Source organism: Niallia tiangongensis, assembly GCF_044704065.1.
Taxonomy (GTDB): domain Bacteria; phylum Bacillota; class Bacilli; order Bacillales; family Cytobacillaceae; genus Niallia; species Niallia tiangongensis.
The window spans coordinates 1,066,856-1,080,649 of record NZ_CP162613.1; the positions used below are offsets into that span (position 1 = coordinate 1,066,856).

The 13,794-nt window shown below is 34.5% G+C and carries 12 protein-coding genes; 10 read left to right on the top strand and 2 right to left on the bottom strand.

The window, feature by feature from the left end; translation table 11 throughout:
- Nucleotides 1-8: 8 nt before the first annotated feature.
- From AB3U99_RS05205 to AB3U99_RS05250, 10 genes are all read left to right on the top strand, one after another.
- On the top strand, nt 9-998 hold the full coding sequence (locus AB3U99_RS05205) for an ABC transporter ATP-binding protein (RefSeq protein ID WP_400246034.1): 990 nt from the start codon (nt 9-11) through the stop codon (nt 996-998).
- Between the two features lie 28 nt (nt 999-1,026).
- Nucleotides 1,027-2,631: an ABC transporter substrate-binding protein gene (locus AB3U99_RS05210; RefSeq protein WP_400246036.1), complete on the top strand. Its 1,605-nt coding sequence runs from the start codon at nt 1,027-1,029 to the stop codon at nt 2,629-2,631.
- A gap of 42 nt (nt 2,632-2,673) precedes the next feature.
- A complete protein-coding gene (locus tag AB3U99_RS05215) occupies nt 2,674-3,618 on the top strand; it encodes an ABC transporter permease (RefSeq protein WP_400246038.1) in 945 nt (314 codons plus the stop codon).
- Nucleotides 3,619-3,630: 12 nt separating this feature from the next.
- Nucleotides 3,631-4,533, top strand: a complete 903-nt coding sequence (locus AB3U99_RS05220; RefSeq protein ID WP_031537947.1) for an ABC transporter permease — start codon at nt 3,631-3,633, stop codon at nt 4,531-4,533.
- A 5-nt stretch (nt 4,534-4,538) separates the two neighbouring features.
- Nucleotides 4,539-5,537, top strand: coding sequence for an ABC transporter ATP-binding protein (locus tag AB3U99_RS05225; protein WP_400246040.1), 999 nt, complete (start codon nt 4,539-4,541; stop codon nt 5,535-5,537).
- A gap of 31 nt (nt 5,538-5,568) precedes the next feature.
- Nucleotides 5,569-6,195 (top strand): cysteine hydrolase family protein, encoded by a 627-nt coding sequence (locus tag AB3U99_RS05230; RefSeq protein WP_400246042.1) that lies wholly within the window; start codon nt 5,569-5,571, stop codon nt 6,193-6,195.
- A gap of 31 nt (nt 6,196-6,226) precedes the next feature.
- Complete coding sequence (locus tag AB3U99_RS05235) at nt 6,227-6,409, top strand: hypothetical protein (protein WP_400246044.1); 183 nt, start codon at nt 6,227-6,229, stop codon at nt 6,407-6,409.
- 79 nt (nt 6,410-6,488) lie between these two features.
- Nucleotides 6,489-7,886 carry an amidase gene (locus AB3U99_RS05240; RefSeq protein WP_400246046.1) on the top strand — a complete coding sequence of 466 codons (1,398 nt, stop codon included), beginning with the start codon at nt 6,489-6,491 and terminating at the stop codon, nt 7,884-7,886.
- A 30-nt stretch (nt 7,887-7,916) separates the two neighbouring features.
- On the top strand, nt 7,917-9,353 hold the full coding sequence (locus AB3U99_RS05245) for a DHA2 family efflux MFS transporter permease subunit (protein WP_400246048.1): 1,437 nt from the start codon (nt 7,917-7,919) through the stop codon (nt 9,351-9,353).
- Between the two features lie 438 nt (nt 9,354-9,791).
- Nucleotides 9,792-11,099: an extracellular solute-binding protein gene (locus AB3U99_RS05250; protein WP_400246050.1), complete on the top strand. Its 1,308-nt coding sequence runs from the start codon at nt 9,792-9,794 to the stop codon at nt 11,097-11,099.
- A 62-nt stretch (nt 11,100-11,161) separates the two neighbouring features.
- On the opposite strand, the gene AB3U99_RS05255 is transcribed toward AB3U99_RS05250, so the two are convergent.
- Nucleotides 11,162-12,928 carry a sensor histidine kinase gene (locus AB3U99_RS05255; RefSeq protein ID WP_400246052.1) on the bottom strand — a complete coding sequence of 589 codons (1,767 nt, stop codon included), beginning with the start codon at nt 12,926-12,928 and terminating at the stop codon, nt 11,162-11,164.
- Nucleotides 12,925-13,674 carry a response regulator gene (locus AB3U99_RS05260; protein WP_400246054.1) on the bottom strand — a complete coding sequence of 250 codons (750 nt, stop codon included), beginning with the start codon at nt 13,672-13,674 and terminating at the stop codon, nt 12,925-12,927. Before AB3U99_RS05260 ends, AB3U99_RS05255 begins: the two co-directional genes overlap by 4 nt.
- Nucleotides 13,675-13,794 lie beyond the last annotated feature (120 nt).

Consider the following 13,794-nt stretch of genomic DNA (forward strand, 5'->3'; position numbering starts at 1 on the left):
ATTTTAAAATGGAAAAGGTGTTAGAAATGGAGCAGTTAGTTACTAATTTTGCTACCAAGAAAGGTCTAGTACCTGCCGTGAGAGGAGTCAACCTCTCTGTTGAGAGAGGGAAGACTCTGGTAATACTTGGTGAATCTGGTTCCGGTAAAAGTGTAACATTGCGTTCCATCTTACGCTTAACTCCTCCTGGAGCAGTTATAGAAGGTTCCATTAAATATCAGGGGGAAGATTTGTTAAAAAAGACTAGAAAAGACATTCAATCTATAAGAGGAAATAGAATAGCAATGATCTTTCAAGATTCTCTGTCAGCATTTGATCCACTTTACAAAGTAGGAAAACAAATAGAAGAAACTATTCTATCTCACCAAAAAATAAAGCGAAGTGAAGCGAAAGCACAAGTTATAGAGCTTTTCCGAAAAGTAGGAATTCCTTCTCCAGAACAACGAGTAAAAGCATATCCACATGAAATGAGTGGAGGTATGAGACAACGTGCTGTTATTTCGATGGCTCTATCTTGTCAGCCAGAAATATTACTAGCAGATGAGCCAACTACTGCTTTGGATGTAACGATTCAAGCACAAATCCTTAACCTTTTTAAACAAATACAAGCTGAATATGGGATGTCAATTGTATTAGTAACGCATGATATCGGTGTAGCTGCAGAGATGGCTGATGATATAGCAGTTATGTATGCAGGCAAAATCGTAGAGTATGGAAAAGCGAAACAAGTGATTTCTAGCCCCAACCATCCGTACACGAAAGGATTAATTGCAGCAACTCCTAGGCAAGGTCAGAAAGGTACACTAACAGCTATTCATGGAAAGCCACCATTAATAACTAATATGCCTAAGGGATGTGCTTTTGCTGATAGATGCCCTAATGTAATGGATTCCTGTAGAACATTAAATCCAAACTTGAAAAAATTGCCGAATGATAGTGAAGTGGCTTGTTTATTATATGAAAATACTGGGTCACCGAAAGAAATGGTACATGTTTAACTGATTCAAACGATAAAGGGGAAATCATATGAGGCCTAATAATACTAAATCATATTTTAGATGTATCTTACTGTTAATGATTGCAGTAGTAATTTTAACAGCATGTAATGGGAATAAATCAACAAGTTCTAATGAAACTCAAAGCTTAGTAATTGCAATGTCTGCTTCTAATATACCAAGCCCTGATACTACTCCTACGGAAGGGTATGAAGGTTATCGTTTTGTTGGTCATCAACTATATGATGGTTTAGTAGGATGGGATTTAACACAAGGTGAACAACCAGCAGACATAACTGCAGGATTGGCAGAGTCATGGGAAACATCTGAAGAGGATCCTACTATTTGGACTTTTCATCTACGTGAGAATATAACATTCCATGATGGAAGCCCGTTTAATGCTGATTCTGTTGTGTTTGCCTTTGATAGAATAAGTAATCCAGATTCAGAGTTTTATAATGCAAGTGTTGCTGGTGGAGTTTTATCTTATTTAAAGTATGTAGAAAGTTACGAAAAAATTGATGATTATACTTTTCAAATTAAAACAACGGAACCCTACAGTTTTTTACCCTATGATTTAACGTTTATTTTAATTCCTAGCACGGAAGCAGTAAAAGAATATGGGGAAGATTATGTAAGTCACCCATCTGGGACTGGTCCATTTAAATTCGTAAGCATGAGTCAAGGGGAAGAGTTGGTGATGGAAAAAAATGAATCCTATTGGGGGGAGATACCGAAAGTAGATCAAGTTATCTTAAAGCCGATGCCAGATGCTTCTTCTAGATTAGCAGGATTACAATCAGGCCAAGTAAACTGGGCAGAAATACCTCCAACAGAATCTATAGAGCAATTAAAGTCATCGGGATTGCAAGTATTATTAAATGACTATCCACACATTTGGCCATATTTGTTAAATCTGAAAGAAGAACCATGGAATGATGTAAGGGTGAGACAAGCAGCAAATTATGCTATTGACCGCGATGCTTTAGCGAACTCTTTATTAAATGGTGTTGCTAAACCTGCTACCCAAGTTTTATACGAGGGTCATCCTTGGTATAACGAAGAAGCTACACCATATACTTATGATCCAGAAAAAGCAAAAGAACTGTTAAAAGAAGCAGGCTATCCTAATGGTTTTGATACTACTTTTGTTGTACCAACTAGTGGTTCTGGTAATATGTGGCCATTAGAAATGAATGAATTTGTTCAAAAAAATCTTAAAGAAGTAGGAATTAATGTGGAAATTGAAGCGATTGAGTGGCAGACATTAATTACAGAGTATCGTGCTGGATTCCCAGATGATAGAGAAGTAGGGGCTTATAATATTTCCTTAGCACCAGTTGCTCCTTGGGTATTTGACCGCTATTTTGCAACAAGTTCATTTATACCAAATGGAACAAATATTATGGAATATTCAAATGAAGAATTAGATGAAATTATTCAGAAAGCTCGTGAAACCTTTGATACAGTTGAAAGGGATCAATACTTAAAAGAAGCTGGAAAGATAGTCGCTGATGATGCACCTTGGATATTTGTTGTACATGATCTAAATTTAAGAGTGTTATCAGAAAATGTAAAAGGATTTGTGCAACCACAATCATGGTTTGCAGATTTAAAAACTATTTCGATTGAATAACTGAAGATGTATTTATAAAGATAATAAAAAGAAGGTGAATAGATGGCTGGTTTTATTCTGAAAAGATGCTTGCTAATGATTCCTACTTTATTAGGTGTTACTGTTATTGTATTTGTAATGCTACAAATAGTTCCAGGAGATCCTGTAAACTCGTTACTTTCACCTGATGCAACTGAAGAGGACCGTCAGAGAATTGAACAAGAACTAGGGTTAGATAAGTCTTTGGTTGGTCAGTATTTTAGTTGGATAGGTAATACCCTACAAGGAGATTTCGGGAGGTCTATTATTAAACAGTTAGCGGTTAATGATTTATTATTTGATGCATTGGGGAATACCTTTATATTAGCCTTTGGAGCAGCAGTTTTTGCTTTCAGTTTGAGTTTGATAATTGGAGTTTATAGTGCTTATCATCCTAAATCATGGATTGCTTCTCTCGGTAATATTATTGGTCTGACAGGTGTAAGTATTCCAAACTTTTGGGCAGCACTTATTTTAATAGGAATATTTTCTGTTATTTTGGGCTGGCTCCCTTCAGCAGGAATGAAAGGTATTGGAGGGGGAGGTATAAGTGATACAATCACCCATTTAATACTACCTGCCATAGCAGTAGGAATGACTACTTTAGGAGTAATGACAAGAATGATTAGAAGTTCAGTAGTAGATCTCTTGCAAAAGGATTTTATCATTACTTTACAAGCAAAAGGAGCAGGTTCTTTTATTATCTTAATGCATGTATTGAAAAATTGTACGCCGACGATTTTAACTGTAGCAGGATTACAAGTAGGGTATTTGATAGGTGGATCTGTATTGGTTGAAACAGTATTTTCATGGCCAGGAGTAGGACAGTTAATCTATCAAGGGATAACTCAAAGAGATTTTCCTATTATTCAGGCAGGAGTACTAGTAATAAGTATTTTATTTGTATTAATCAATCTTATCGTTGATATTTTACATGCTGTTGTTGATCCAAGAATACGCCAAGCATAAGGAGGGAGAAAAATGATAACAGAAAATACTGAACGTATTAATACTGCTACAACAATTTTAACGAGAAAAGAAAAAGAAGATTCTACAACAAAAAAAGTAATAAGGGTTTTTTGTAAGAATCGTATTGCTTTTGTTTCATTTATAGTTTTACTGATTATAATTTTTTCCTGCCTTTTAGCTCCATTAATAGCACAATATGATCCTCTTGAAGGAGAGATTACGGATAGATTGCTAGTGATAGGTTCAGAAGGTCATATTTTAGGAACGGATGAACAAGGAAGAGATATGTTAACGAGAATCCTATATGGAGGAAGGCTAAGTTTGCTAGCTGGAATTGTTCCTGTACTAATTGCTGGTTTTATTGGTAGTTTTCTCGGTATTGTAGCAGGATACTTTGGGGGCGTTTTAAATACCATCATTATGCGAACACTCGATATATTTTATGCTTTTCCAGCTATATTGCTAGCAATTGGTATTTCTGCTGCACTAGGTCAAGGAATAAATAATATAATTATTGCTATTTCTATCGTTTTTATTCCGCCAGTAGCTAGAATAGCAGAATCAGCAGTAAAGGGGGTGAGGGAAGAAGAATTTATAGAAGCAGCAAAATCAAGTGGAGCAAGGAATTTCTCCATAATCCGTTACCACATCATTATGAATGTATTCAGTAGATTATTTGTGTATTGTACAACACAGATTAGTATAAGTCTTGTTCTTGCCTCTGGTCTAAGTTTCTTAGGTTTGGGTGTATCTCCACCAAATCCTGAATGGGGAATTATGTTAAATAATTTGAAACAACAAATATTTATAAATCCCTTACTAACTATCATCCCAGGGTTATTTATTTTTATTACTGCCTTAGCAATTAATTTAGTGTCAGATGGATTGAGGGATGCATTAGAAATCAAAGAATAATAGAGGTGAGAATATTGGGAGTAATACTTGAAGCAGTGGAACTTAAGAAAACATTTCCAATAAAGGGGTGGTTAGGTAAGACTAAGGGAGCTGTATCAGCAGTACATGATGTATCGTTTTCCTTAAAAGAACAATCTACAATTGGAATAGTAGGAGAATCGGGTTGTGGAAAATCAACATTGGCTAGATTAATAATGCGGCTTATAGAACCAGATCAAGGCAAAGTCCTTTTTAGAGGAAAAGATATCCTGACTTTATCTGGATCGGAGTTACAAAGTGTTCGAAAAAAAATACAAATGGTGTTTCAAAATCCTTATTCCTCCATAAATCCGAAGTTAACAATAATAGATAATGTTGCATTTAGTTTATGGGAAAATGGAGTCTCTAAGCAGGAAGCGAGAAAAAAAGCAAATTATTATCTAGAGGCAGTTGGATTACCGAGATCATACGCAACGCGATATCCGAGTAGTTTAAGTGGTGGGCAAAGGCAACGTGTAGCTATTGCAAGAGCTCTGGTTTTAGAGCCAGAGATTATTATTGCAGATGAGGCGGTGTCGGCTTTAGATAAGTCTGTACAAGCACAAGTACTGAATTTGTTGCAAGAATTAAAGACTGAATTTTCTTTATCTTTAGTGTTTATTTCACATGATTTAAATGTAGTGGAATATATAAGTGATGAAGTAATGGTCATGTATTTAGGGAAAGTAGTAGAAAAAGGTATTGCTAATCAAATATATGAAACACCAAATCATCCCTATACAAGAGCATTATTAAATTCTGTTCCATCTATGGAAGTAGGAGTATCTACATTAAATAATTCACCTATTACAGGAGAGTTACCAAGTCCGATGAATCCACCATCGGGTTGCAGATTTAGAACAAGATGTCCTCATGCGATTGAACAATGTGCAAACATGTACCCACCAGAAATAGAAATAAGAACAGGACAAAAAGTATCATGTATTTTATATGAAAGCAGCTCGAGAGAAAAAGTACTACTTTAAGTAGAAATAAAGATAATAAGGAGGATTAATTATGAATCAATATCTAAATCCAAATGAAACTGTGCTAATTTTAGTAGATATTCAAAATGATTTTTGTCATGAAGAAGGTGCCTGTTCTAAAATGGGGCGTGATGTAACGGGAGCTCAAGAAATTATTCCACAGGTAGAATTATTAATGGAGAATGCAAGAGAAATAAATATTCCCATTGTTTTTATTCAAATGACACAAGATGAACATACGATATCAGATGCATGGACTAATCGACCAAGACCAGCAGGATATACGGACCCATTAGATATTTGCAAAAAGGGATCCTGGGGAACAGAATTTTATAAAGTGTCTCCAAGAGAAGAGGATATCATTGTAGAAAAACATCGGTATAGTGGATTCATAGGGACAGATTTAGATATGATTTTACGAAATTTAAATTGCAAATCTATTATCTTAACAGGGGTTGCTACTAATGTTTGTGTGGAATCAACAGCAAGAGACGGATTTATGCTCGATTACCATGTAACAGTAGTTAAGGATGCGAGTGCTGGGTATATTCCGGCATTACATGAAGCTACATTTGCTAATATTCAAAATAATTTTGGAATGGCATTGGAGACTACTGAAATAATTAATTACTGGTCTAAGTTAAAATCAATGGTTTAATAGTCTATTCAAAATAGGGAGCGTGTTATAAATGAATCTAGAATTATTAAAGAATATCAGTGTTGAAATAAATGGTAGAAAGTTTGATCCAGACTTAGAAAAACAATTAGAAGTTTACGCAATGGGATTACAACCTGTACTTGATGGTCTTAGAGAAGTTTCAAAAGAATTTCCATTAGCCTTAGAGCCAGCACCTGTGTATTCTCCAGAGTAAGAAGAAAATGCTTTCCATTAGTATGTAATGGAAAGCATAGTTTTTTAATAGAATCCATTTAGAAAGAGGGAATTAGAAAATGGAAACCGTTCAATTAATGACTATTGCAAGTATTGGTGAGCAGTTAAGAAGTAAAGAATTATCACCTGTAGAATTATTAAAAAATATGCTTAAAAAAATTAATAAATATGAAAGTAAACTAAATACTTTTATTACCTTAATGACAGACATTGCAGAGAAACAAGCAGAAAATGCGGAAAAAGATATTATTAATGGTGACTACAAAGGTCCATTACATGGAATTCCTATTTCCCTAAAAGATATCATTGCTTATGCAAATATACCAATGACAAATGGCTCAAGAGTTAATCCTGAATATATTCCAGCTAATCATGCAACAGTAACAGAAAAATTACTAGAATCAGGTGCTGTTATCATAGGGAAAGCTCATTTACATGAATTTGCCTATAAGGGCCCACATCCGCACTATGGATGGACGAAAAACCCTTGGGATTTGAATAGAGTACCTGGCGGATCAAGTTCTGGCTCTGGATCAGGGGTTCAAGCTGGATTCGGGCTTGCCTCTATAGGGACAGATACAGGTGGGTCTATTCGCATGCCTGCCAGTTTATGTGGTGTTGTTGGTCTAAAACCAACTTATGGTAGAGTTAGCAGACATGGTGTAACTCCCCTATCTTGGACATTAGATCATATTGGTCCCTTAACTAGAACATGTGAAGATGCCGCAATTCTACTAGAAGCTATTTCAGGATATGATGTAAAAGATGAATCATCCTATAAACATTCAAAATGGAATATCAATGGATTTAATAAAAATGAAAGCTTAAAGGGGAAAAAGCTAGGAGTTCCAGTTTCGTATATCTTTGATTCTCTCCATGAGGATACAGCAACTTTTTTTAAAAAGGCTTTAAAAACTTTTGAATATTATGGTGCTGAAATTATACCTTTAGAAATACCTAGCTTGAATAGATTAAGAGAGGCACATAGTACAATTTTAACCTCTGAAGCGTACTCCTTTCATATGCATAATCTTGAGGGAAAAGCAGATGGTTATGGTCCTAATTTAAGACCAGCTTTTGAAATAGGGCAATTCTATACAGCTGAATCGTATATTCAAGCACAAAGGTATAGAAAAAAGATATCGCAAGAATTTAAGGAGATATTTAATAAAGTAGATGTTATTTTGACACCAACGTTTCCTGATGTAGCTCCTGAAATAGCATTATATAAAAAAGAGGTTTCATTCTGGCGTGGGAAATTTACTTTTATTGCGAATATTTTAGGTTTACCTGCTTTGTCATTGCCATGTGGTTTTTCAAAAGAAAATCTGCCAATAGGCCTTCAAATTATAGGTTCTCCTTATTCTGAAGGTGAAGTTTTATCAATAGGTTCAGTATATGAGCAACAAGAAGAATATTATAAAGTCCTGCCTAATGAAGTACTTTGGGAAGGGTGATTCTAGCAAGCAAATGAAAGGAAGAGCAGTTTGGATGAGGAAACGAATGTAGAAACTAGAAAGACTAAGCATGGCGTTTTGATTGCCATGCTATTAGGTTCATTCAGTGTAATATTAAATAACAGTATATTAAATATTTCTATTCCGTCTTTTATGCATATGTTTGATATTAATGCAACGGAGGCGCAAAATGTAATTGTTGGTTTTATGATACCCATGATGGTAACAATGACATTATCCGGGTATATTGCTGATTTATTTACTCGAAAGCTAGTATATATACTTGGTATGCTATTGTTTTTATGTGGATCCTTATTAGGGACTATCGCTTGGGACTTTCCATCATTAGTTATGTTTCGAGTGGTTCAGGGAATTGGTGGGGGTCTTGTAATGCCCTTGAGCATTTCCATATTATTTAGTTGTTTTCCGAAAGAGGAAAGAGGATTTGCTACAGGAATATGGGGTGTTGCAGCGATGATGGCACCTGCTATAGGACCAACAATCGGGGGATTAATTTTAGAGTATGGCTCTTGGGAAATGCTATTTGCAATGAATATTCCTACTAGCATTATTTGCATCTTTGTAACTAGTTACTTTATTAAAGAAAAATGGCAGAAAAAGAAGCTTAAGTTTGATATGATAGGTTTTTTATGTATTACTTTAGGTATTGTATGTTTAACGTTAGGGGTTAATAGAATTCCTTATGGCTTTACAGAAAATAATTGGCTAACTATATGTCTAATTTTAGCAGGATGTATTGGGTTTGTATTATTTATCTATACTGAATTACATACAAAGTTTCCCTTAATCGACTTGAGAATATTTAGAAATTCCATTTTTACTAATAGTACCATCATTGTAGCAGTTTGTACGGCAAGTCTTTTCAGTGGTGTATTATTATTACCCTTGCTTTTACAAGAAGTTCTCCATTTTAGCGCACTCGCAACAGGTATTATATTATTTCCACAAGGAATTGTTATGGGGATTGCAATGACGATAGGTGGGAAAATATTAGATCGAAGTGGTGTGAAATTTATATTGCCACTAGGTATATTACTGTTATCAAGTGTAACCTTCATTTTAGGTCTAACTGCTGGTGATATTAGTGAGTTGTTATTAATTACGTTATTAATAATTAGGGGATTTGGTATAGGATTTATAAATACACCAGCTACTACAGCAGGGTTAAATGCATTACCTGAATTTCAAGTATCACGGGCAATGTCAATGAATAATGTAATAAGACAACTTATTGGAGCGATAACAATTGTGCTGTTTTCCATGTTTTTTGAAACTAGACGTATCATATATATGGAGCATATGTCAAAGCAAGATGCTGGTATATTATCAATACAACAATCCTTTTTAATTATGAGTATAATAATATTACTGCTCATACCATTCTCTTTAAAAATGAGCTATAAGAACAAAAAAATAAATAATATGTCGCTACGTAAATTAGGATAAAATTTGTGTTGTTGCGATACCTATATTTAGTATTTTAGGTTTATATAGTAAATATGGGTGTTTATTTAGTAGGGGTAAATGACGATGTATTATAGTTGATAAGCTACTTTTGGCATGTCGATTATACTCTGACAATTTTTTGCTTTAATAATTTTGAATTACTAGTTTGTTAAGGAGATTGCAAGTTCATTTTATACTGAGCATGCAGTCTTTTTTTGTTTATGAAATGTACTAAAAAACAATTACAAAGTAAATCAAGCTATTACTGTTTTTACATCCAAAACAAAATTAACCAAAGAGAGAAAAAAAGAAAAAAGGATACCTTTTTATGAAAACGCTTTATTTTTAGATACAAATTATCAAACGAGATACCTTTCATGTTGGCGACCTTTTGATTTAAAATACAGGTACACGAACAGAATAGGGGGAGGATGCAATATGAAGGGCTCAAAGAGGAAGTTTTTTGCAGGCTTTTTAACGTTGATGATGGTTTTGTTAGCGGTTTCTGGATGTGGGAGTAATGCAGCTGATAAGAGTGATTCTGATAAAGTCCAGCTGCGGTTTGCGTGGTGGGGTGGAGAGGACCGGCATGATGCAACATTAAAGGCTATAAAAAGATATATGGAATTGAATCCAAATGTAGAAATCAAAGGGGAATATGGTGGATTTGATGGTTACAATCAAAAGCTTAGCACGCAAATAGCTGGAGGAACGGCTCCTGACATCATGCAAATGGATTACTATTATATGGAAGAGTACGCAAGTAAAGGTGATGCCTTTGTCAATTTAGATGACTATCAAGATCTTATATCCTTATCTGAATTTAGTGAGGATTTTCTCCAAGATTTTAGTGTGGTAGATGGGAAGCTAACTGGTCTTCCAACTGGTGTTAACGCCGTTATGCTATTTGCCGATAAAAATCTGCTTACTCAAAGTAATATTGATTTAACTGGGAAGTATGATTGGGAGAAGCTGATTGAAGAGGGAGAAAAGGTAAATAGGAATAATCCCGATCAATATTTCTTTAATATGGGTCCAGGTGAGATGGCAGATCTGGTATCTACTTATATGAAGCAAAAAACAGGAAATAATTTAATTAATGATGACTATACCTTAGGATTTGAGAAAGCAGATTTAGTAGAGGGATTTAACTATGCGGAAGAACTATGGGACAAAAAAGTAGCACCAAAAATTAGCGATTACTCAACGATTGTTCACAAAATTCAAGAGGCGCCAAAATGGATTAATGGCAATCTTGCAGCAGTTATGATGAGTGCATCTGCCATTGAAACATTTAAGACGAGTAAAAATGATTTAACACCATTATTATTGCCAATTAGCGAGGATGCAGTAGAAACTGCGATTCGCACACAGCCTTCTCAAGTTTTTTCTGTCAGCAAGAAATCAAAAAATCCAGAGGAAGCAGTGAAATTTATGAATTGGTTTTTAACAGATGAGGAAGCCATTGAGATTCTTGGATCTGTGCGTGGTGCCCAGCCGACAGAAAAAGGAAGAAACCTTTTGGCTGAAAGTGAGCAGTTGGATCCTTTAATTGCAGAAAGTGTAGATTTAGGCTTAGAGAATAGTGGGAAACCTGTAAATTCCATTTCCATTAATACAGAGATTGATAATGAATTTATAGATACCATTGAACAACTAGGTTATGGGAAATTATCAGCCGATAAAGCAGCGGATCATTTAATGGCTCAGATTAATAAGATAATAGAAGATGTGAAACCAGAATAATAGGAAGAAAGGAAAACGGGAAGCAAACGATTTGTCTGCTTCTCGTTTTCTATGACCTGATTTTATTCAAAGGGATAATAAATGATGACAGCGGTTCCCCAGTCTGGCTTGCTTAATAGGCGAAAGGTGCTCTTATAATTATAGGTTAGCTTTAGTCGTTTAACCGTATTGCTCAATCCAATATGTTCGGTGGAAAAATCATCACTTGAAAAGCTCTCATATAGTTCTGTTAATCTTTCTTTTGTTATTCCTTTTCCATTATCCATAATAGAGACTTCAATCCCATCATGCTTTTGTCTAATTTTAATCTTTATTTTAATAGAGTCTGACTCTTCCTCTTTATTTAATCCATGTGAAATGCTGTTTTCAATAAAAGGCTGGAAAAGGAGTTTCAAAATACTTACATGTAAAATCGTATCATCATGGTCCCATTGAACCGATAATTGATCCTTGAACCTGATTTGAAGAATTTTAATATAATTTTCCGTATTACGAATTTCTTCTTCTATGGAGACAGTTCTCCCACCAATTCTTAACGAGAAGTTTAATAAATCGGATAAATATTCGAGCATTCGAATTGCCTCATTTGGCTTTCCGGTTAAAGCGAGTATTTTCCAATAAATTGTCGTTAGTGTATTTGTTAAAAAATGTGGATTCATTTGACTTTGCAAAGCTAGTATTTCTGCTGATTGTAATTGATATTTCTTTTCCGCCAGTTCCATTTTTAGCTGATTTTGTTCCACATAGGATTTGATTATATTCTCCACTATATATTGATATTCCACGTCTTTAAATTGCTTAGTTTTAGACAAAAGGTGTTGGCCATTTTTGGCAGATTGAATAATCGAAATGACATTGCGAAGATGACTGATATTTTTATGAGAAAAATAAATGACGATTAAGATACCTAGAATGAAAGAAATAATACTTAATGAAATGGTTATGCGCTTTAACATAATTGGGACTTTATATAGAATATTCGTTTGAACAATCGAGACATATTTCCAGCCGCTTGTACTAGAATGGTGTTTCGTGACTAAATACGATTCCCCATTTACTTGGAGTGGAAAGGAATCTTGTTTTTTATTTCCAATCTGGTTAAGGTCAATATTTTTAATGGAAGGGCTATTTTTGTTGACAAAGAGAAACTGATTTTTTTCATCAAGGACAAAAATGGTTTGGTTTTGATAGGTTTTTAAGTTATTTAAAATCGTTTTGAAATAATTCTTTTTCATATTTAAGACAATGATTCCTTGGGTCTTTGTTGAATTAGACCAATAGATATTCCGATAAAGGGTAACAACATCATGTGGAGTATGAAAGTTATAGTTTTTGATCGTTCGATTTTGGACCCAAATAGTACTGTTCGAATTTTTTTTACTAAACTGGCTAAACCATTCTTGATCATAAAATTGTTCTAAGGTTACTAATCCATCGCTTGAAGTTAGGACTCGTTTATACTGGTTATCATAGTAGACATAAATGGAATAAATATAGGGGCGAGCAATGGCCTGTGTTGTCAGGGTACTTAAGCTAAAATTTAGTGCACTCGTTTGCTCATAATTTAGTGTTTCTGCCCGTAGGAAGTCTTTGAAGTTCATAATGTTTTCGGAATTTGCGCTATTATCCAAGTATAACGAATTCAGCTCATTAAAGATTAAGTCGATATGCTGCTCCATTTGGTTTAATAGATTGTTATTATTCATCGTGATAGATTGTTTAAATTGATGCTCGACAATGGTATAGGCTAGCGCCCCAAGCAGTGTCAACGGAATTAACATAGGGCATAAGAAAAAGATAATATTTTTAATGAAATATTTCTGACTCATAATCCGTCCCGGTTAGGCTCTTTTCGATACTCTCTCGGACTTTTTCCGAAAAATTTAATAAACATCCTTGTGAAATTTTTCGGATTGCTATACCCAACCATTGTACTAACATCATAGATTTTGTATTGACTGTCTAAGATAAATGCTGCTGCCTTTTTCATTCGGACAGTATGTACATAGGTCGAAAAATTTTCGCCGGTTTTGTTTTTAAAATAGGTACTAACATAATTTGCGCTCATATGGACAAGTGTGGCTGCATCTTCAAGGGTTGCACTGCTATAATGTTCGTTTACATAATTTTTTATTGTTTCAATAATGTTATCACTATAGGTCATTTGTTCAGGTGGGTTTTCTGTAGGTCTTGTTCGTTCGGGATCTAATTCTTTTTTTAAATTCGAAAGAACGCTATATAATTCATCGAATTTACTGGGTTTGATGATATAATCATAAACACCGTATTTGATGGCTTTTCTTGCATACTCAAAGTCTCGATAGCCGCTTAATAAAATGATTTTGATCGGTAATTCTCGCTTTACCACTTCTTCGGCCAGCTCTAATCCATTCATAACTGGCATTTGAATATCACTGAATAATACATCAATTTCATTATTTGTGATATATTCTAGGGCCTTTTTTCCATTATGGCATTCTGATACAACTTCAAATCCAATTTCATTCCAAGGAAAGTAATGGATTAGACCATAGCGAATCTCAGGTTCATCATCGACCAGTAAAACTTTATACATATAGACCTCCTCCTATGAATTGATCATTTTGGCCAAAGGGTACTAAGCTCTGAAGAAAAGATACATATAAGAGAAAAAATGATACTTTTTTATGAAAACGCTTAACTTTTGGTGGATTAT

Excerpts from the sequence above, each read along its gene's own strand:
- AB3U99_RS05230 (WP_400246042.1), top strand. The coding sequence starts at position 5,569 with ATGAATCAATATCTAAATCCAAATGAAACTGTGCTAATTTTAGTAGAT.
- AB3U99_RS05250 (WP_400246050.1), top strand. The coding sequence starts at position 9,792 with ATGAAGGGCTCAAAGAGGAAGTTTTTTGCAGGCTTTTTAACGTTGATG.
- AB3U99_RS05240 (WP_400246046.1), top strand. The coding sequence starts at position 6,489 with ATGGAAACCGTTCAATTAATGACTATTGCAAGTATTGGTGAGCAGTTA.
- AB3U99_RS05260 (WP_400246054.1), bottom strand. The coding sequence starts at position 13,674 with ATGTATAAAGTTTTACTGGTCGATGATGAACCTGAGATTCGCTATGGT.
- AB3U99_RS05215 (WP_400246038.1), top strand. The coding sequence starts at position 2,674 with ATGGCTGGTTTTATTCTGAAAAGATGCTTGCTAATGATTCCTACTTTA.
- AB3U99_RS05210 (WP_400246036.1), top strand. The coding sequence starts at position 1,027 with ATGAGGCCTAATAATACTAAATCATATTTTAGATGTATCTTACTGTTA.
- AB3U99_RS05235 (WP_400246044.1), top strand. The coding sequence starts at position 6,227 with ATGAATCTAGAATTATTAAAGAATATCAGTGTTGAAATAAATGGTAGA.
- AB3U99_RS05220 (WP_031537947.1), top strand. The coding sequence starts at position 3,631 with ATGATAACAGAAAATACTGAACGTATTAATACTGCTACAACAATTTTA.
- AB3U99_RS05205 (WP_400246034.1), top strand. The coding sequence starts at position 9 with ATGGAAAAGGTGTTAGAAATGGAGCAGTTAGTTACTAATTTTGCTACC.
- AB3U99_RS05255 (WP_400246052.1), bottom strand. The coding sequence starts at position 12,928 with ATGAGTCAGAAATATTTCATTAAAAATATTATCTTTTTCTTATGCCCT.